Origin of the sequence: Novosphingobium olei, assembly GCF_012927405.1 — a bacterium.
In the GTDB taxonomy this organism is placed as follows: domain Bacteria; phylum Pseudomonadota; class Alphaproteobacteria; order Sphingomonadales; family Sphingomonadaceae; genus Novosphingobium; species Novosphingobium olei.
In genome coordinates this window covers 106,400-126,141 of sequence record NZ_JABBGM010000011.1, presented here as the reverse complement: position 1 = coordinate 126,141, position 19,742 = coordinate 106,400, and the positions used below count along the sequence as shown (strand labels likewise).

13 protein-coding genes and 1 pseudogene are annotated in these 19,742 nt (G+C 60.0%); 10 read left to right on the top strand and 4 right to left on the bottom strand.

The genetic code is table 11. The features are described from left to right. The first annotated feature begins 655 nt into the window (after positions 1-655). Genes HHL27_RS18560 through HHL27_RS18530 form a run of 7 tightly spaced genes read left to right on the top strand, consistent with a single transcriptional unit; the run spans position 656 to position 9,032 of the window. On the top strand, positions 656-937 hold the full coding sequence (locus tag HHL27_RS18560) for a PepSY domain-containing protein (RefSeq protein ID WP_292960362.1): 282 nt from the start codon (positions 656-658) through the stop codon (positions 935-937). Positions 938-948: 11 nt separating this feature from the next. Beyond that, the gene (locus HHL27_RS18555) at positions 949-1,623 is read left to right on the top strand and encodes a response regulator transcription factor (RefSeq protein WP_169494881.1); all 675 of its coding nucleotides are present in this window, start codon (positions 949-951) and stop codon (positions 1,621-1,623) included. Further along, positions 1,620-2,966 carry a sensor histidine kinase gene (locus HHL27_RS18550; protein ID WP_169494880.1) on the top strand — a complete coding sequence of 449 codons (1,347 nt, stop codon included), beginning with the start codon at positions 1,620-1,622 and terminating at the stop codon, positions 2,964-2,966. Before HHL27_RS18555 ends, HHL27_RS18550 begins: the two co-directional genes overlap by 4 nt. Continuing rightward, a complete protein-coding gene (locus HHL27_RS18545; protein ID WP_169494879.1) occupies positions 2,963-4,360 on the top strand; it encodes a TolC family protein in 1,398 nt (465 codons plus the stop codon). Before HHL27_RS18550 ends, HHL27_RS18545 begins: the two co-directional genes overlap by 4 nt. Then, positions 4,357-5,361, top strand: a complete 1,005-nt coding sequence (locus tag HHL27_RS18540; protein WP_169494878.1) for an efflux RND transporter periplasmic adaptor subunit — start codon at positions 4,357-4,359, stop codon at positions 5,359-5,361. The genes HHL27_RS18545 and HHL27_RS18540 overlap by 4 nt, the downstream gene beginning before the upstream one ends. A 3-nt stretch (positions 5,362-5,364) precedes the next feature. Then, positions 5,365-8,445 (top strand): efflux RND transporter permease subunit, encoded by a 3,081-nt coding sequence (locus tag HHL27_RS18535; RefSeq protein ID WP_169494877.1) that lies wholly within the window; start codon positions 5,365-5,367, stop codon positions 8,443-8,445. Beyond that, positions 8,442-9,032 carry a cation efflux transmembrane domain-containing protein gene (locus tag HHL27_RS18530; protein WP_169494876.1) on the top strand — a complete coding sequence of 197 codons (591 nt, stop codon included), beginning with the start codon at positions 8,442-8,444 and terminating at the stop codon, positions 9,030-9,032. The genes HHL27_RS18535 and HHL27_RS18530 overlap by 4 nt, the downstream gene beginning before the upstream one ends. A 46-nt stretch (positions 9,033-9,078) precedes the next feature. On the opposite strand, the gene HHL27_RS18525 is transcribed toward HHL27_RS18530, so the two are convergent. Then, complete coding sequence (locus HHL27_RS18525) at positions 9,079-9,270, bottom strand: hypothetical protein (protein WP_169494875.1); 192 nt, start codon at positions 9,268-9,270, stop codon at positions 9,079-9,081. A gap of 513 nt (positions 9,271-9,783) precedes the next feature. Between HHL27_RS18525 and HHL27_RS18520 the strand changes: the two are divergent. Continuing rightward, positions 9,784-10,819 (top strand): annotated as a pseudogene (locus HHL27_RS18520) (IS630 family transposase). A 122-nt stretch (positions 10,820-10,941) separates the two neighbouring features. On the opposite strand, the gene HHL27_RS18515 reads toward HHL27_RS18520, so the two are convergent. From HHL27_RS18515 to HHL27_RS18505, 3 genes are read right to left on the bottom strand one after another with little or no spacing between them, the layout of a single operon-like run. Then, positions 10,942-12,609 (bottom strand): recombinase family protein, encoded by a 1,668-nt coding sequence (locus HHL27_RS18515; protein WP_169494874.1) that lies wholly within the window; start codon positions 12,607-12,609, stop codon positions 10,942-10,944. Next, positions 12,606-13,028 (bottom strand): DUF2924 domain-containing protein, encoded by a 423-nt coding sequence (locus HHL27_RS18510; protein WP_169494873.1) that lies wholly within the window; start codon positions 13,026-13,028, stop codon positions 12,606-12,608. The genes HHL27_RS18515 and HHL27_RS18510 overlap by 4 nt, the downstream gene beginning before the upstream one ends. Then, positions 13,015-13,551, bottom strand: coding sequence for a DUF3489 domain-containing protein (locus HHL27_RS18505; RefSeq protein WP_169494872.1), 537 nt, complete (start codon positions 13,549-13,551; stop codon positions 13,015-13,017). The genes HHL27_RS18510 and HHL27_RS18505 overlap by 14 nt, the downstream gene beginning before the upstream one ends. A 515-nt stretch (positions 13,552-14,066) precedes the next feature. Between HHL27_RS18505 and HHL27_RS22820 the strand changes: the two genes are divergently transcribed. Both HHL27_RS22820 and HHL27_RS18495 read left to right on the top strand, forming a co-directional pair. After that, positions 14,067-16,451 (top strand): CHAT domain-containing protein, encoded by a 2,385-nt coding sequence (locus HHL27_RS22820; protein ID WP_169494871.1) that lies wholly within the window; start codon positions 14,067-14,069, stop codon positions 16,449-16,451. Continuing rightward, positions 16,451-19,742: beta strand repeat-containing protein (locus tag HHL27_RS18495; RefSeq protein ID WP_169494870.1), on the top strand; the 3,292-nt coding region annotated here is incomplete at its 3' end. The genes HHL27_RS22820 and HHL27_RS18495, both read left to right, overlap by 1 nt.

The window sequence follows — 19,742 nt, the reverse complement described above, 5'->3', positions numbered from 1 at the left end:
GACAAGAAAGGCCTTTGCGCTCACCCGATTTCCCCATCTTTCGCGCAGTACGCGCTTTGCTTGTCGCTATTGCTTCAAGTTGCGCGCCATAAGAAACGCGTCTTTCCGAATGTGAGGTATCGAGCGCAGCGAAAGCTCGCTGCGCACCGAGAGGAGCGGGTGGGAAAGGCCATGGGCCGGGTGCGGATGAGACGGGCGCCGCGGCCTTTCGCGGGCAGGGGTTGGCGCCCCAAGCAATATAAAGGTGAGACCTGGCGTGTCGAAACACGCATTCCATTGCGACAGCGGGAATGACCGAGATTGCGGACACTCCTGAACGGCTCCTTTCGAAACCAGCATCTCGACAAGTAGTCGTTCGTTCAACTTTGGCGTTGAGACGCTTTTTTTCGCGCATCGTCGCGGTTGAACGACGGACCATTCCGTTCGCCCAAACGCGTGTTGCAAATTTCGTCCGCAGATGTTCAGCCAATTGCAGCCTTTTGGGATCGTGGTCGATCGGGCTTGAACTATGCATGTGGCCGGAGATGAAAGGTCTGGGCACGATTGCAGTCTTCTTCGTCTAGGTTGGGAAATTGTATCCCCAAGCGAACCGTGACGTGAGCTATGGTGGGCTATCGCCTTGAGCGTGCTTGACGCACGCATAGGAGTAAGGCCCGTGAAGAATACTGCCATGATACTTTCGCTCGCCATCGCAACGCTTCTCGCGCCGCAAATCGGCCAGGCAAAACCGGTCGGCATCACAATGGTGCAGGCCCGCGCCATCGCGCTCAGAGCTGCGCCCGGCCACATCGAAAAGGCCGAACGCGAGCGCGAAGGCGGGGGGATGCGCTATTCGTTCGACATCCGGCAGGGCCAGCGGATCCACGAAATCGGCGTCGATTCCGTCACCGGCAGGATCGTCGAGAACAAGTTCGAACCGCTGAACGCCAGGGATTGAACGACGGGACGATGCGCATCCTGCTGGCTGAAGACGACGATGACACCCGGCACTTCGTCGAGCGCGGGCTCGGCGAACTGGGGCACAATGTCATCTCCGCCGAAAACGGGGAGGATGCGCTTCATCTTGCAGTGACCGAGGCGGTCGACGTGATCGTGCTCGACAGGATGATGCCCGTTCTTGACGGTCTATCTATCCTCAAGCGCTTGCGAGCCGGGGGTGTCGCGGCGCCGGTGCTGATGCTGACCGCGCTTGGCCGCATCGAGGATCGCGTGGATGGCCTTGAAGCCGGTGCTGACGACTATCTGATCAAGCCCTTTGCATTCAGTGAGCTGGCCGCCCGCATCCAGGCGCTCGGGCGCCGCACCGCGCCAGCGGCAGCCGCGACGAAGTTGGCGGCAGGCGGCATAGAAATGGACCTGCTCGCGCGCGAGGTCCGGCGCGAGGGCAAAGCGGTTCTTCTCCAGCCGCGCGAATTTCGATTGCTCGAAGAGCTCCTGCGGCACGCTGGGGAGTTCGTCACCAGGACGATGCTGCTCGAGCGGGTGTGGGATTTTCACTTCGATCCGCAGACCAAGATCGTGGAAACCCACATGAGCCGGCTGCGCGCCAAGCTCAACGAAGGCCATCTTCCCGACGCCATCGAGACGGTGCGCGGCGTCGGCTACCGGCTGCGCGCGGCATGAGGTTGTTGCCACGCAGCGCCGCGAACCGCATCGCGCTGGTCGGCTTTCTTGTCTATGCTGTGGCAACCTTCGTGCTGGGCGCCGCGGTGATCTTCGCAACCCACGCTGCCTTTTCGCGCCAGATCGACGCCAACATCGAGCAGGCTTCCGCCGCGCTGCTGGTCGAATATCGCGGCGATGGATTGAAGGGGGTGATCGAAGCAATCTCGCAGCAACGCGGACCCGGGCCGATATCGCTGGGAACGGCGCTGTTCGCGCCTGGTGGCCTGCGGATCGCAGGCAACCTCGTAACTGCCATGCCGGAGCCAGGATGGCGCAAGATCGTATTTGTCGATCCCGTCGAGGGAACCGATCCGGCGCGGGCCAAGGTCGATGTCCTGCCTGGCGGATACCGCATGGTGGTTGCCGCCGATCTGGAATCGCTCGAAGCAATCGACCGGACCATCCTTGGCATGTTCAGCCTGGCTTTTGTGGCCCTGCTGGCTTTCGGGATATTGGGAGCCTTCGTGCTCGCCGCCTATCTGAGGCGCAGGTTGCACGGGATCGAAGCAACCGCCGTTGCGATCACCAGCGGCGACCTTGGCCAACGTGCAAGAGTCGGCGAGGCGGACGACGAATTCGACCGCGTCGCGGCTTCGCTCAACGCTATGCTCGACCGAATTGCCAGCCTGATTGCCAATCTGCGGCAAGTGACCGGCGACTTGGCGCACGATCTGCGCACGCCGCTGGCGCGGCTGCGCAACCAGCTTGAAGCAATGCGGCAGACCGGCAACGAATGCGACCGGGCTGGCTCGCTCGACCGCGCGGTCGAGCAGACCGACGACGTGCTGACGCTGTTCGACGCGATCCTGCGCATTTCCGAGCTGGAGGAAGGCGGACTTCATCGCGCTTTCTCGCAAGTCGATCTTTCGGGTCTGGTAGCCGACATCGGCGAATCGCACCTGCCGCTGGCGGAGGATCGCAATCATAGCCTGCGCCTCGCCGTCGAAGACGGCATCGCGGTCGAGGGTGACCGTGAATTGATTGCCCAAGCCGTGATCAATCTGATCGAAAATGCGCTGCGGCATACCCCCGACGGATCGACCGTCGAATTGAGCGCCCGGCGCGATGGCGACAAAGCAGTCGTCATGGTTCGCGACAACGGTTCAGGCATTGCCGAAGGCGACCGAATCCGGGTCCAGGACAGGTTTGTGCGACTGGAGGGCGCGCGCTCGACACCAGGACACGGCCTCGGCCTCAGTCTGGTGCGGGCAATCGCCGATATCCACCGCGCCGAGCTGGTGCTTGGCGACGCCAGTCCCGGGCTAGTGGTCGAACTGCGCTTTCCGGGAGCACCGGCGTGAAAATCCTTCGACCGATATGTCTGGGGTCAATTTGTCTGTCGCTTGTTCTGGGCGCGAGCGCCTGCACACACTATGCCCCGCGTCCGGTCGATCTTTCTGCCATCGCCGCACAAAGGGAGCGCCGCACGCTCGACCTTGGGCAAGCCGCCACCACTTGCCGGAGACTGGCTCCCAAGGCCGAATGCAACCCGTCGCGGCTTGATCGGGCGATGCTCTACGCCGCCATGTTCGACACCAATCCGGCAATAGCGGCGGCGCGGCAGCATGTGCTGAGCGCCGTTGCCGCCGCGCGCAGCGCGAAGCAGGCACCCGGCCCCAAGCTGACCCTCACCACGGAATATGCCGGGGCCGCACCCGATCCCTCGCCCTGGCTACTCGGAGCATCGAGCGAGATTCCGCTCGACATCGGCGGCGCGCGCGCGGTGCGGATCGGCAGCGCCGAACTTGCCGTGGTCACCGCTCGCTATGATCTGGCCGAGACTGTCTGGTCGGCGCGCATGACCCTGGTCCGGGGTCTTGCCCAGCTCTTCGTGGCCGACCGCCAGAATGTCGCCGCCAGCGAGCTTGTCGCCATACAGGAACGCCGCTTCGCAGCGATGGAACGCCGCGTCAACGCAGGCGAGGCTTCGCGCGCGGAACTCGAGAGGGTCAGGGCCGATCTCGCCGACGCGCGTCATCGCCATGCCGATGCCGATGCGCGCCGCGAGGCGGGATTGGTGGAGATCGCCAACGCCATCGGTGTATCGCCCGCTGCGCTGGCCGGAGCGGCGTTTGCGTGGGACGGGTTCGAGGCACCGCAGGATGTCACGCGCGTCAGCGCGGACGAGCGCAGAATAGCTCTTTTGGCGCGGGCCGATCTGCTCAAGTCGATGGTCGCCTATGACCAGGCAGAACTCGACCTGCGCGGCGAAGTGGCAAAACAGTATCCCGCAATCACGGTGGGACCGGGGTTCACCTGGGAACGCGGGCTGGTGAAGATCCCGTTCAACCTCGGCCTGTCGCTGCCGCCATTCGACCTCAATCGCAAGGCCATCGCCGCGGCCACCGCCCGCCGCAGCGAAGCCGCAGCGAAGCTGGAGGCCGATTATGCAGCGGCAATTGGCGCAGTCGATGGCGCCCTTGGCGAAGCAGACGCGGCCCAGCGCGCGCTCGATGAATTCAGGAGGCTGGACCTGCCAATCGCCGCGCGTCTGGCGGCTCAAGCCGACCGCGAACTGGCGGCGGGATCGCTCGATCGGGCCGACTGGGGCGCCGCCCAGGCAGGCCGACTGACGACGCGGCTTCTCGAACTCGATGCGCTGGCCCGCGCGCTTACCGCCGACCTGGCACTAGAAGACGCTCTGCGTCGCCCGCTGTCGGGACCGGAACTGATGATTGGAAGGGGTGAACAATGAGCCGATGGCGATCAGCGGCATGGGCGGGAATGGGTGCGGCGGCCATGGCGCTCGGCCTGTACGGCGCGGGGGCGATCAGGCATTCCGATGCAGTGCAAACGGCGAGTGCGGAGGATGCCGATGCCCCAACGGACAAAAATGCCGCACCGGCGAAGAATGAGCCGGTGACCGACCCGGCCGCGCTCGCAAGACTGGGCGTCAAGACTGCGGCGGTTACTACAACTGTTGCCAGTCAGATGACGGACGGGTTCGCGCGCGGCCTCGATGTCGGACCGCTTGCGGCCATCGTCGCCGAGGCCGATGCCGCGCGCGCGGCGGCTGCAGCATCGCAGGCGGAGGCCTCACGCCTCGAAGCACTTTACCGTCAGGACGTGAGCGCATCGCGGCGATCGGTCGAAGCCGCCCGTGCGCTGGCGCTGGCGGATGCCGCCCGCACCCGGCTCGCCGAGCAACGCGTCGGGCTGGAATTTGGCTCCGGGCTGTCGCGGCTCGGGCCGGGTGCCATCCGCCAGCTTGTTAGTGAGATCGCCGCAGGCCACGCCGCGCTCGTCCGGATCGACATTCCGGGGGCAATGTTGGCGCCAGGAACTGTGGTCGAGATAGGCGAACCAGGGTCAGCCCTGACAGTGCGCGTATTGGGTGCAGCGGCCACTGCCGACGCCCGACTGCAAAGCGCCGGTGTACTCGCCATCGTTCGCGGGCCGCTGGCCCGGCAGGCGCAGGCGGGGCGGATATTGCCTGCGCGCGCCGCAACCGGCGTCGCCAGTTCGGGCATGCTTGTTCCCCGCGAAGCCATAGTCCGCTTCCAGGGCCGGATGTGGGTGTTCCGCCAGAATGGCAAGGCGTTCGAGCGGATCGCGCTCGACGATCCGCAGAGCACACCGCAAGGGTGGATCGTCCGGGGCGGACTCAAGGCCGGCGATGTCATCGCCGTCTCGGGCGCGACCGGATTGCTGGCGCTCGATGCCGGCGGTGCTGTTGCCGAAGCCGAGGGAGACTAAGCGATGCTGGCCAGGCTGATTCGCTGGTGCATTGCCAATGCGCGCATGGTCATCGTCGCCGCCGCGATCTTCGCGATCTACGGCATCAGCGTAGTCGATCGTGCGCGCTACGATGTGTTTCCCGAGTTCGTTCCGGCCCAGGTCACGGTCCAGACCGAAGCTCCGGGGCTTGTAGCCGAGCAAGTCGAGGCACTGGTTACCCGCCCGATCGAGAATGCCATCAACGGGGCCAACGGCGTTGAGAGCGTCAGCTCGGAATCGGCGCAGGGGCTTTCGGTGATCCGCGTGGTCTTTACTGAAGGCTCGGAACCCTTGCGCGCGCGCCAGATTATTGCCGAGGCGCTGGGCAGCGTTTCGGGTAAGCTGCCCAGCGGCGTATCGCCGCCCGCGCTGTCGCCACTGACCTCTTCGACGATGGACCTCCTCAAGATCGGATTGACCAGCGACAAGCTCGACCAGCGCCAACTTCGCGCGCTGGCCGACTGGACCATACGGCCAAGGCTGCTGGCTACCAAAGGCGTCGCAGGCGCAGTGGTCTATGGCGCCGCCCCATCGCGCTACGAGGTCCGGATCAAGCCCTCGCAGCTTGTCGCGCGCAACATCTCGCTCGCCGAGGTCAATTCGGCGATTGCTGCACTGACCACGGTTCGCGGCGGGGGCATTGCCGAGACGACCAACCAGCGCATTCTGATTCAGCCGGGCAATGGCGCGATCGACGCCGCCAAGCTCCGAGCGGCACTGGTGCCGAGCGGCAATGGCACGGCGGTGGCGCTGCGCGAAGTGGCCGATGTCGTGCTCGTGCCCGCACCGCAGTTCGGCGATGCGCTAATCATGGGCAAGCCTGGCGTGCTCGTTTCCATGTCGAGCCAATACGGGGCCAACACCCTTGAGGCCAGCCGCGCCGTCGCGGCGACGCTGGAAGAACTCAAGCCGACGCTCGATGCCCAGGGCATTAAGCTCTACCCGGCGCTGCACCGGCCCGCCAACTTCATCGAAGTTGCCCTGTCGGGCATGTCGAAGGATCTGATCGTCGGCGCACTGATGATTGCGCTCGTGCTGTTCGCCTTCCTGCGCGACCTGCGCACAGCGCTGATTGCGTTTCTCTCGATCCCCCTGTCTCTACTGGCCGCGCTGATCGTGCTCGACAAGCTGGGGGGGACGATCAACACCATGACGCTCGGCGGGCTGACCGTCTCGCTGGGTGTGGTGGTCGACGATGCGGTGGTCGGCGTCGAAAATATCGTCCGCCGATTGCGTAGCGCAGGTGCCGCCGATCGCGCAGCGATCATCGCCAATGCCACCGTCGAGGTCCGCGCACCGGTGGTTTATGCCACCTATCTGCTGGCTTTCACCATCGCGCCGATCCTGTTCCTGACTGGATTGCAAGGCGCCTTCTTCTCGCCGCTCGCGCTCTCGTTCCTGCTTGCGGTCCTCGCCTCGCTTGTTGTTGCCCTGACTGTGACACCGGCGCTCGCTGTACTGCTGCTCGGCAGGATGACCCCGCACGAGGAACCGCGCGCATTGGCGCGGGCCAAGGCCTGGCATCGCGCGCAGCTGGAACGGCTGTGCGATCGACCGCAGGCTGTAATCGGAGCGACAATCGTCACCAGCCTCATCGGCGCGCTGGGCCTTATGGCGTTCGGCGGCGAGCTGCTCCCGGCGTTCCGCGAGGGTCACTATGTTCTCAAGGTCAATGGCCCCGTCGGAGCCTCGATGGGGTGGATGCGTGACAACGGTGCGCGCCTGTCGCGGGATTTACTTGCCATTCCCGAGGTGGCGACGGTCGAGCAGCAGATTGGCCGGGCCGAAAGCGGCGAAGATCCCTTCCCGCCCAACCGCAGCGAGATGCATGTCGAACTCAAGCCTGGCGGTGCTGGCGGCGAAGACCGCGCGCAGGCCGAAATTCGCAAGGTTCTGGGGCGCTATCCGGCCATCCAGAGCGCGACGCTGACCTTCCTTGGCGACCGGATCGGCGAGTCGCTCTCCGGCGAGACCGCCCAACTAGCCATCAATGTCTATGGTTCGGACCTCGACGTGCTTGACCGGATCGCAGGCGACATCGCGCGGGTGGTCAAGGCGGTTCCCGATGCTGCGGACGTTCAGGTTAAGTCGCCGCCCGGCACGCCGCTCCTGTCGATCGCACTCGATCCGGCCCGCATGGCGGTGCATGGCGTGACGCCAACTGACGCCAACGATGCTATCGAGATCGCCTTCCAGGGCCATGTCGCCGGAGAGGTCGCCGACCCCGACCGGACAACCGACGTGGCGGTGGTTCTTCCGCCCGAACTGCGCCAGGACCCCGAGAGCGTAGCGGCGATGCTGGTGCGCGCCAGCGACGGGTCCTCGGTCCGCCTCGGTGACATTGCGACGCTGTCATTGGGCGAAGGACGCGCTTCGATCGCCCGCGCCGGAGGTCAGCGGCGCCAGGTCGTCACGATCAATCCGACGCGATCCGACGTCGCGGGTTTCGAGCGCGATGCGCGTGCCGCGATTGCCGCCAAGGTCAAGCTGCCCCCCGGTGTATCGCTGTCGTTTACCGGCGTGGCGGCAGGCCAGGCTGCGGCGACCCGCCAGATTGCGCTCAACGTCGCGGTGGCCGCCATCGCGATCGTCGGCCTGCTGATCCTTGCCTTCGGCGGCGCCCGGGCGGCAGCGCTGATCCTTGCCGGAACGCCGTTCGCGCTGGTGGGCGGTGTGATCGCAATTGCACTGACTGGCGGCGTTCTCTCGCTCGGGGCGCTGGTCGGGTTCGTCACGCTGTTCGGTATTGCCGCGCGCAATGCGATCCTGCTGGTCGCCCATGTCGATCACCTCGTTGATGAGGAAGGACTGCCGTTCGATCGGGCAACCGTGATGCGGGCCGCCGAGGAACGGGTCACGCCGATCTTGATGACGGCACTCGTTACTGCCCTCGGCCTGTTGCCGTTGGCGATTGAGGCGGGACAAGCAGGCCGTGAAGTGCAAGGGCCCATGGCCGCGGTCATCCTCGGCGGACTCGTGACCTCGACTGTCATGAGCCTGATGTTGCTGCCGGCCCTGATCCTCAGATATCGTCATGCTCAGGGTAAGGAGCAGGCAGCATGACCGGCAGCACAGTAAGACGCGCGATCGTCATCGTAGCCCTGTGCAATCTTGCATATTTCTTCATCGAAGGGACGGTTGCGCTGCGCATCGGCTCGGCATCGCTGCTGGCAGACAGCGCAGATTTCTTCGAGGATGCAACCGTCAACTTCCTGATCCTGATGGCGCTCGGATGGAGTGCGCTGGCGCGCCGCAGGGTTGGTTACCTGCTGGCTCTGGTCCTGCTGCTGCCTGCGATAGCGTTTCTGGCGACCCTGTGGAGCAAGGTGTCGCATCCACTCCCACCCGATGCCTTCGCCCTGTCGATCACCGGGCTGGGTGCGCTCGTCGTCAATCTTGGCTGTGCGCTGCTCCTGGCCCGGGTGCGGCATGTTCACGGCAGCCTTACGCGCGCAGCGTTTCTGTCGGCGCGCAATGATGCGTTCGCGAATGTCGGCATCATCGGCGCCGGTCTGGTTACACTTGGTTGGTCCTCGGTCTGGCCGGACATTGTTGTCGGTCTCGCCATCGCCTGGATGAACCTCGATGCGGCAAAGGAAGTCTGGGAGGCCGCCCGAAGCGAGGGAGAAGAGCTCGAACCTGAGCCTTGATTGCAATGCGATGGCGAACACCTGGAAATGGGCGGCGGCCGCGAAGCTACGGGTTGACGGGTTCGATGCTGATCTTCGAGATCGCGGCGATATTGTTGGTTGGCAGAAACGCCTTGAAATAGGCAAGGCGAAACCGTCGGCTCATGAACTCACCCCACGGCACGTCCGCAGTCGCACCCGCGTTACCCGACCCGTCCCAGCCGATCACATGAAGATGACCGGGGAATCGCCCCTGCATACCCATTGCTCCGGCGGACATCCCCTCCCACCAGAATGCCGTCCGGTTTTTGGCGGACCGACGCACTGACGACGATTATTTCGGAATTCGAAGCAATCGTGATGGGACCGCGGAATTTCTGACCGGTGGCGCATCCCGAGACTGTGATCGAGAGTGCCAAGCAGCAGGAGAGATAAGTGGTCGGAGAATTTTTCAACATTGCGCCTACTGTCTACTCCATAACAATGTGCCGACCAAGGGTTAGGATTCCCGCCGTTACTGATGTGGCCTGGAATGGCAGGTTTCAGGAGCCTCTCGATGGGCAATGAACGACCGCTATGTCAGCGTCCCTAGTCACGTTCGACGGTTCTCTTCGAGACGAGCGCTTCCGGCCAATCGGCATCTGGTTGCGGTTATTGCCCTTCGTCCCCCAACAGAGGCATTATACCAACCTGCGCGGTGTCTGACCCACGGGGGATTCCCAAGGCGGCGAAAATCTGAATCTATGGCGCTCTGGCATTGGAGTGCGGCACCATGGGTTCAGCGATTGGCTTGCGGGAGGATTTCGACGGGGCTGCCCTGCGGCGATTGTCGAGAACGACGAAAAGCGCGAACCAGGCGCGGCGGCTGTTGGCTTTGGCCGAGATTTACGACGGCGGCAACCGGAGCGCGGCGGCCCGGATTGGCAGCGTCGGGCTTCAGATCGTGCGGGACTGGGTTATCCGGTTCAATGCCCGTGGTCCCGATGGACTCCTGGACGGGAAGGCGCCTGGTCCACGGTCGCGGTTGAACGATGTGCAGAGGCAGGCGCTGGTCGATCTTGTCGAAAGTGGCCCGATCCCCGCGATCCACGGGGTGGTGCGCTGGCGGCTGATCGACCTGGCCCAGTGGCTCCATGACGAATTTGCCGTCTCGCTCGACGAGACCAACATCAGCCGCGAGTTGAAGAAGCTGGGATACGTGAAGCTGACCGCTCGTCCCCGCCATCATGCCCAGAACGAGCATGCGATGGAGGCTTTCAAAAAGGGGGCTTCGCTGCCGAGCTGGCAAAGGTCCGAGCAAGCCTCCCGAGGGGAACGCCCGTAGAAATCTGGTTCCAAGACGAAGCCCGCGTCGGGCAGAAGAACAAGATCACGCGGCGTTGGGCGAAGCGCGGAACACGACCCTCGGCGCCGAAGGACCAGCGGACGAAATCGGCCTGCATCTTCGGAGCGATCTGCCCGGAACTTGGCAAGGGTGCCGGGCTCGTCCTGCCGTTCTGCAACACCGAAACCATGGCCCTGCACCTCGCCGAAATATCCCTCGCCGTCGCGCCGGGTGTCCATGCCGTCGTCCTGATGGATCAGGCCGGATGGCACACGACCGGCAAGCTCAAGGTGCCCGCCAAGTGCCCCGAGCTCAACCCGGTCGAAAACGTCTGGCAGTTCATGCGCGACAACTGGCTGTCGAACCAGGTCTTCACATCCTACGACAACATCATCGACCACTGCTGCGAGGCTTGGAACAAACTATCGATCAGCCATGGCGCATCATGTCCATCGGCCGCCGCCAATGGGCGCGTGGGTCCTGATCAATGCAGGTCGGTATTAGACTTGAGGCTGTTGCGCGCTTGAAGATCGCTGATGTCTGCGTAGAAAGTCGTGCCCGAGGGTATCGCCGTCCGCCAGGAATCTTCTTTTGCCAGTCGCTTATTTAAGTCCCCGGCAAATAGAGCAGCTCCTGTTCCTCCCACAACCGTGGAATAGCTGCCGGGCCTATCAAGTCGGTCGATCCAATTTCCGCGCGTAACGTGCCAGCGAGCGCCGCATCGATGATGCGCGGTGAAAGGAAGGCGACGCGAACGACACGGGTCATCCATGAGGCTGTCACCCCTTCGCGCGATGCCAGATCTTTGATGTCAAGCCCGGTCTCACAGAGCATTTTCCACCACTGCCGCCCTCTCGCGATCGTGCGGACAAGGCCCTGCTCAGCACCGTCAGTGCTCACCAGTGTGTTGTTATCGTAAACAAGCCGCAAAGAGCAACCGTTGCGAAACAGCCTGACAGGGACTGCGTGAGTAAAGACTGCAGCTGTGTCGCTTGTCGCATCGAGCCCAAGAAGGATGGCGAGCTGCGCGGCCGAAATCTGCAAATCGAGGCGGCTCGAGTGAACGTGAACCGCAATCAGGAGCTCGCGCACGAGCGCTGGATTCCGCATTCTTAGCTTGTTGGCGGTTTCATTTGCTTGCGAGATCAGGCTGCCAAGCCTTCCGGCGGCGAGACTAAGACTCATTTTGCTGGCGAGCTTGAACGGGTCTGACAGCAGATCGACTAACGCCTGAATCACGGCCTTCTCGATCTCGCGGGCAGGTATACGGATCCCCTGGTCGTTCGCGGCGAAGCCATGATGGAGCGATCGACTAACGTAGTAGCGATAGCGCACTTTACCCTTAGTCGTGTGGGTGGCCACCAGCGGCTCGCCGTGTGGATCTTGTAAAAGCCCTTGCAGCAGAGCACTGCCCCCTTGCCGTGTCTGGTGGCGGCCTTGCCGATTGTCTTCAAGCTTTGCTTGCACCCTCTGCCACAAGTTTTCGTCGATAATTGCTGTGTGTTGACCAGGATAGATCCGGTCGCGATGAGCCACACGGCCCGTATACACCGGATTGCGAAGGATGGCGTAGAGCTGCCCGCGTGAAAATGGCAGTCCTCCGAAGGTGGCGCCATTGTTGGCGCGAGCTCGTACTGGCGAGACAATCCCTCTTGCTGAAAGATGCTCGGCGAGCGCACGGACATGACCTAGTTCGACGTAGGCCTCGAAGATAAAGCGGATGGTGTCTGCGTGCTCATCGACAATGGCCAGACTGCGCCCGTTGGGGCGATAGCCGACAGGCGGGGTGCCTCCCATCCACATGCCTTTGGCCTTTGAGGCAGCGATTTTGTCACGGATGCGCTCGGCGGTCACTTCCCGCTCGAACTGGGCGAATGACAGTAGCATGTTGAGCGTGAGGCGCCCCATGCTGGTAGTGGTGTTGAAGGACTGAGTGACCGAAACGAAGCTCGCCTCGTGAGCATCGAACGCCTCAACGAGTTTGGAAAAGTCGAGCAGTGAGCGGGTCAGGCGGTCGACCTTGTACACGACGACAATATCTACTTGGCCCGCAGCGATTTTGGCAAGCAGCCGCTGGAGAGCGGGGCGCACAAGTGTGCCGCCCGACAGACCACCATCATCAAAGTGCTCTGGAATGAGTTGCCAGCCTTCGCTGGCCTGACTGAGCACATAAGCAGAGCAGGCCTCGTACTGGGCATCGAGTGAATTGAAGCCTTGCTCCAAGCCCTCTTCGCTCGACTTGCGGGTATAGATGGCGCAGCGGATGTTTTTCATGCTGCTTTCCGGTTCTGGCGGAGGCCAAAAAAGGCGGGCCCCGACCAGCGCGTGCCGGTGATGGCTCGGGCCACTTCACTTAGCGACTTCCAAGTCCTGCCATCCCAATTGATTACCCCGTCTTCGCCGATTTCCACCACATAGACCGTGCCGTTCCATTCCCGGACCAGGCGCATACCTTTTCGGGTAGTACGGGTGCGGCTTTTGCCGGCTGCCGTCTGATCCAGCAGGCGGGTTGTTGAACGCTGGAGCCCCCCGTGAAGACGCGTCTGGATTTCCCAGGCAAGTGCCAGCCGCAGGAGTTTCGGGCTAACTCGCGGAGCAGGAATGTTTGTCAGCGCTATCCAAGCGGCCCGCAATTCTATCGTAGTCAGCGCGTCGAGGCGCTGGAGCTGCGCTTCAAGCTTAGCTCTCGACATTTGCGGCCTCGACCAATGCATAAGCGTTGCCAATGTCCGAGGTGGACCGGGCAATCTGCAAGCCTCCCTTGCGCAGGCGGGTGAGGTGCGCACGGGCGCTATGCGCCTGCCAGCCGGTAGCTTCGCAGATCGCGGAAATTGAAGCGCCACCCTGTTGGCGAAGGAGCGAAAGAACGGTCTCGCGTGATTTGCCGCGCTTGGTAGGTAGCGGCCCTGTCACCGGCACAACGACACTTTTCTGGACTTTCTGATCCTCGCAAGGCTCGCCTAACCCTATTGCGGCCAACCCTGCGTCGGTGATGGCAAGGATAGTGAAGGCCTCATCAATGGCGGTCCAATTGCGTAGCGAGGCGCTGGGCATTTCCGCAAGCAACCCAATATTGAGGAGTGCCCTCAGCTCGCGTTCGGTGCGGTCATCATCGCTGATGCAGGTTGGGAGGGGGCGGGCGCTGCCGGCATCGTTTTTTGCGGCATGTGACAGGATGATGAGTTGCAGATCGGTCAGAGAGGTGCTTCGCGGCATTGAGGTGGTCCTTTAGGTGGTGGGGCGGCAAAATACCGCCCCACCACCTAAACCCCCGCATCTGGCCGGTTGAGTTAGCCAATCAGCAGGGGGTGCGTCAGCAATGCTCTGATTGGACGAGAAGTCCACGATAAGATGTTTCCTGACGAAGTTCCTTTGGCGTCTATCTTGTTCATGAACGTGCCAATATTGCGAGATGGGAAAGATCCAAGTATTGCCGCTCATTAGTCGCCCAAGCGACTAAATCAGCTCGGTTGCGCGCACTTCTGATTGTGGACTTTACAGGATGGCCTGTCGCGCGTCGTATGGGGTAGTTTCAAGCCAAGCTGACCTGTTTGAGTTCCCAGGTCGATCTATCCACTCGCCTGTGGAGTTGTCGCGCGCTCAGCTAGAGGCGGTTCGTTCCTCGGACATGAGGATTGGAATCTCGGTTAAGAAATAATTGACGTTCTTTAGGAATCCCTCCACCTCTGCACCACTGCGCGCGTTCTGTGGGGAGAACTGCTGTGGCATGGGTGAGACCATCAAAGCCAAGGCTGGCATTTTTGTTTTTTGCGCTGGGGACGGCGGCCTGTATCTCCACGCCAGCTTATGCGACTGGGCCGGCGGAAATTTGTCGTGCTGGACAGTACGGCGGGACGATAAGCGACTTTGATCTCAAAAGCGCTGTTTCTTCGGCGCAATTGTTAGGTGCTCAAGCGACTTCGGATCAAGTGCTCGCGTCGCTTGAAATTACGACCCCTCACCCAGGGCAGATGACGTCGCAGGCGCGCGCCGAATATTGTGGATTGGCCGGAAAGGCGGTGCGCACAGCAAAAGTGGGTAGCCCGCAAGTTGCACAAGGTTACCTTCTAACCAGCCTCAGGTTGGCAGAAGCTGATGGACAAGCTGCATTATCGAGCCAAGCGGCATTCCAACTTAGTTTGAACACAATGGAAGGTGGAAGCGGTCGCGCCGTCCGGGGCATCCAGCGTGGACTGTCTCGGTCAGCCATTTCGCCTTCTGAGCCTGAGCTAACTATGGCACTTGGATCTAACTCCGCCGATGAGACCGGCAATCCGTGTGGCAACGTTCTTTCAGGCCGAAGAATGGCGAGTGCGCGTTTAATGAGCGCAATGCTCGAGTGTGCCGCTGCGCGAGCTCTTAAAGCAAGAGATTACGAGCTGGCTGCTCTTAGCAAACTTAAACTCGCGCGCTTTGCGCAAAGTCTTGAAGTCGTGTCGCTAGACTCCGAGTTGCTACGCTCGCAGGCGGGCCGTTCGGCTAGTGAAGGGTTGGAAATCATTGAACATGCTTCGGAAAGTAGATCTAAAGTAGAGCTTGCTGATCGGCTTGTCGAAGTGCTCGTTAAGACAGGTCGCGTCGGGGAGTATCATTCAGCTATACTTGCCGCCGAGCGCTTGGCACAATCCTGCCAATCAGAAAATTTGAAAGCAGACTGCGAAGCGCTTCGCGGCCGTCTGGCTCTAGCAAAAGGTGATCTGCGAGGAGCAGCAGGACTTGCCCAACAAGCAATATTTTACGAAAGCCAAAAGCCTTTTGCGTCGCGGCTTTCGGATTGGTTGCTTCTGTTGGCGGATGCAGATTCTAAGAATTCGAAAGCACACCTACTAGCCGCTTACCGTGCACTTGGCGATATCCGTCCCTTTTTGCCAGCAATCGACCCACTGGTAGAAGAGTCAAACTTTTCATTGAGAATGAAGCCAGTCTTTGAACGGCTGGTGGCTAATCAGCTTCAAAGCGACAGCCTAGGTGATACACAAATCTCTGAAGTTCAGCAAACGATCGAAGCGTATCGCCAAGCAGAAGTTCAAGATTTGCTGGGGAGCGAATGCGTCCCGGCACGTCTTCCGCTGAGTCCAAACGAGCTCCGACCCAGCGAAATTATCCTGTACCCAGTCGTTCTAGACCACAGCGTAGAGTTACTGGTCGCTTCGGGTAACGGTATTTCGAGCGGGTACCGCAGAATTGCGAGTGTCAAGATAGAACGGCGACTACTATCCGAGTACGTTAGGAGTTTTATAGATAACACTACTCTTGCTAGCGCAAGCGTATCTGAAGAAGTGCGTAATAAAGCAAGCGGCAAGCTGTATCAGCTACTGATCCAGCCCATAGAAGGCGAGTTGTCCGAGAAATCTACTCTTATCATTATTCCTGACGGACTGCTTCGAGCGCTCCCCTTTGCTGCTCTAGTAGCTTCGGATGGCTCGTTTCTTGTTCAGAAAACCCAATTAGTAATAGCCCCTGCTCTCGCGTATTCTCAGCCGGGCCTTGACCGTACTGGTCCCAAAGATGCTGTTCTGGCCGCATCCCTGCAGAAGGAAGTCAGTACCCCGTTCGGTGTGTTTCCTAGGCTAGAAGGTGTTGCAGTTGAGGCAGAGTCAGTTGCCCAGATCGGGGGTCGGGAATCGCGGCTTTTGCGGGACTTTACAAAAGAAGATCTGCTGACGGCACTTTCGAAGTATAATTTGGACGTCCTTCACCTCGCTACTCATGCATCGTTCAATGGTGGTGCTGAGCGCTCATTTATTTTGACTGAGTCCGGCGTCCTTTCTCTTCCTGAGTTGCGTCAGATGATGCTGAGTAACCGACAGCGGGGCGGAGAGATTGATTTGCTGGTGCTTTCGGCTTGCGAGACTGCGGTGGGCGACGATCAGTCCACGATGGGCTTAGCTGGAGCCGCGGTTCAATCGGGCGCAAGAAGCGCACTTGCATCCCTCTGGCAGGTTAGTGATGTCGGGACGACTGAACTGATGCAGAACTTTTACCGGGAATTTCGATCGGGCAATTCGAAGGCTGGTGCCCTACGACGCGCCCAACTCGCCCTGCTCCAGCGCGGTGGTGATAATGCGGACCCCGGCATTTGGGCCGCTTTTGAGCTACTGGGGGGGTGGCGATAATGCGTAGGTTGGCATTGTTAGTCACGCTGCTGTCAAGTGTTTCGCCATTCGCAGCACCAGCGTTAATTGCTCAGACAGTAATAGCGCCATCCACGGGAGCTGCCTCGCTGGGCACCTCAGTTAGCGCTTCAGGATCGACATACACAATTGATGGTGGAACACGGGCTGGTTCGAATCTTTTTCACAGCTTTCAGACGTTTGACCTTGCTTCGGGAAATACAGCAACTTGGATTCAGACAGTGAGCGATCCTGCTACTGTGCGAGTAGTTGTAAATCGTGTGACTGGTGGCGCAATTTCACAGATTTCAGGAACGATCCGCTCTACCTCGCTGCCTAATGCAAGTTTCTACTTTCTTAATCCTGCCGGGGTCGTGTTTGGAGCTGGTGCACGTTTCGATGTCGGTGGCACGGCGCATTTTTCTACGGCTCAAGAATTGCGCTTTGCTGATGGAACTTCTTTCACCATTACGACTCCTACAGGTTCGACATTTTCAGCAGATGCGCCTGCCGCGTTCGGATTTTTAGGAGGGCAAGGGGACATATCGATCAACTCTGTGCGCTCTGGAACATTGATGAGCCCATTAGATCTAGCAGCGTCAAATATCTCGATCGACAATACCAACCTCATCTCGGCCAGCTTGACTTTATCCGCGGTGGGGTCGCAGCAGACCTCCTTGCTAATCGACAATCCTGCGGTAACGCCTAGCAATGCAGGCACGGTGTCGATCAGTGACTCATTGCTGACCGCTCGAGGTAATGCTGTTTCTAACGCTGGTGTGAAAGCCCTTGGGGGGCACCTATCGTTTTCCAATGGACGCTTGGTGTCGCAATCGACAGCCTCCCGAGATGCCGGAAGCGCGTTTTTGCGCGCGGATAGCTTGGTAATGGATGGCTTTCTGTTCGGCAGCACAACTGCTTTTGCCACTAGCGCCGGGCTCGTTGACCTCGCTGCGAGAAATGTTTCGTTGAGTGGTGCCTCACGGATCCAAGCAGACACCTTCAACGACGGGAATGCGGGCAATATCGTCGTGAAAGCAGGGACGGTGAGCCTTTCAGGCACAAGCGGCATATCAGCAAGGGGGGGGCGCGATGCCAAAGGGAATGCTGGTGATGTGCGTCTTATTGTGGCTGGCACACTTTCACTCCGTGATCAGGCCGAAATCGCTTCGCGCGTTGAATTTGACGGTCTTGGCAATGCTGGCGATGTAGAAATTGACGCTGGCAATATTTCCATAGTGGGCTCGACAGCTACTCCAGACAATCGAGCTGAGATTACTTCGTCAACCCGCGGGGGCGAAGGTGGAAATGTTATATTGCGCGTCGCAGGAACACTTTCGATGGGTGTCAGCTCCGACATTCGGTCCGCGGCGAATACAGGATCTTTTGGAAACGCTGGTGACGTCCAAATCTCAGCAAATCGTATCAATATGCAATCGGATACCAGCCGTATCACGTCATCCACGGACTCAGTCGGACGAGCGGGCGTCGTAAACGTCGCGGCAAGCACCTTTGATCTGACGCGAGGTGAGATCAGTTCATCGTCGAGCGCGCAGGGGAATGCTGGTGAAGTCCGAGTGCAGGCGGGCAAGCTGACCATCGGGAGCGGACAAATCAGCTCTTCTGCAAGTTCATCGGGTGATGCTGGCTTGGTAAACGTCCAAGCGGATGATTTTACCTTGCGAAATGGCTTAATTAGCTCCTCGACCGCAGGAGCCGGAAATGCCGGTCAAGTGACCGTGCGCTCCAACACTCTAGCGTTCAGTAACGGACAAATCTCATCATCGACCGCTTCAACCGGCGCTGGTGGGATTGTTGATGTTTCTGCGACGAATATCTCCATTGAAAAGGGCCAGATCACCACTGCTACAACCGGATCAGGAAATGCTGGTAGGGTGGTTGTGAAAGCTGCGACAATAAATTTGTCCTCAACGAGTGCTATTTCTGCGTCTGCCAAAAGCGGCTCAATCGGCAATGCGGGGCAGGTAACTGTTGAGGCGAGCGGATTGCTTAATATGAGCGGATCCACAATCATATCGTCTTTAACAGAAGCAGGTGCAGCAGGGAATGCCGGTGATGTTGAGATAACTGCCGGCGAGTTGAAAATGCTCGGAACTTCGGGAACATCTGACAAGCACGCCCGGATCTCGACTGCCACGCAAAGCGGGCGCGGAGGTAATATTCGTCTTGCCGTTTCTGGCACTCTGTCACTACTTGCCAATGCCGATATACTTGCGGGTGCAAGTGGTGACGCAACAAAAGACGGGGGAACAATTGCAATAGACGCAGGGCGTTTGGAACTGATCAAAACTTCTTCAACGATTCGGACGTCAACCACAGCGCAGAAATCTAACGCAGGGGCAATATCAATAGTTGCTAATGATCTATTGATTGACGGTGGCCGACTTTTATCCACCACAACTAAGGAAGGAAATGCCGGGTCGATTACTATTGAAGGAAAAAATCTGGAAATGCGCGGGGCGAGCGCCATATCGGCGTCAACCCTGAGTGGTTCGAGTGGCAATGCCGGCAAGGTTTCCCTGGTTATTGGCAAGCTCGAAATGCGAGATACCGCTGAAATAACTTCCCGCACCGAGTTTGATACTTTTGGAAATGCTGGCGATATCGCTATCACAGCTGACGAAATTTCAATGGTCGGCCTGCTCTCGTCACCAAACAATCGTACCGAGATAACTTCGTCAACCCGAGCAGGGCAAGGCGGAAACGTTGCGATCAATGTTAGCGGTGCGCTTACTATGGGTGTCAGTTCAGACATTCGGGCAGCAGCCAATCCGGGATCGACTGGCGATGCTGGGACAATTACGATCAATGCAGGTTCAGTTCGCCTTCTGACAGATACTAGCAGAATAACGTCATCTACTCAGTCAATTGGTGATGCGGGAGGTGTAAATATTAAAGCATCAACCTTGTTGGTTGATGGCGGTGAAATTAGTTCAAATGCTGTGGGTAGTGCTGATCCCTCTTTAGCTGGTAGCGCCGGCAAGATCCTTGTTAGTTCTGGCACTGCTGAAATAATTGGCGGGGGTCAAATCTCGACATCAGCAGATGGAGCTGGCGTCGCAGGAGCTATCGATATTACAGCTACTGATAGCCTTAATATTTCAAGCGGTGGTACAATTGCTTCGGCTGCGCTTGCCGGATCGAGTGGCGGTGCAGGAACGATCCGCATCCGTGGTAACACCATGGCGGTTGGGGCTGCGGGGATTGTCAACTCATCGACCGCGGGTTCGGGAGCTGCGGGCAAGATCGACATTGGGGTGACTGACCTTACGG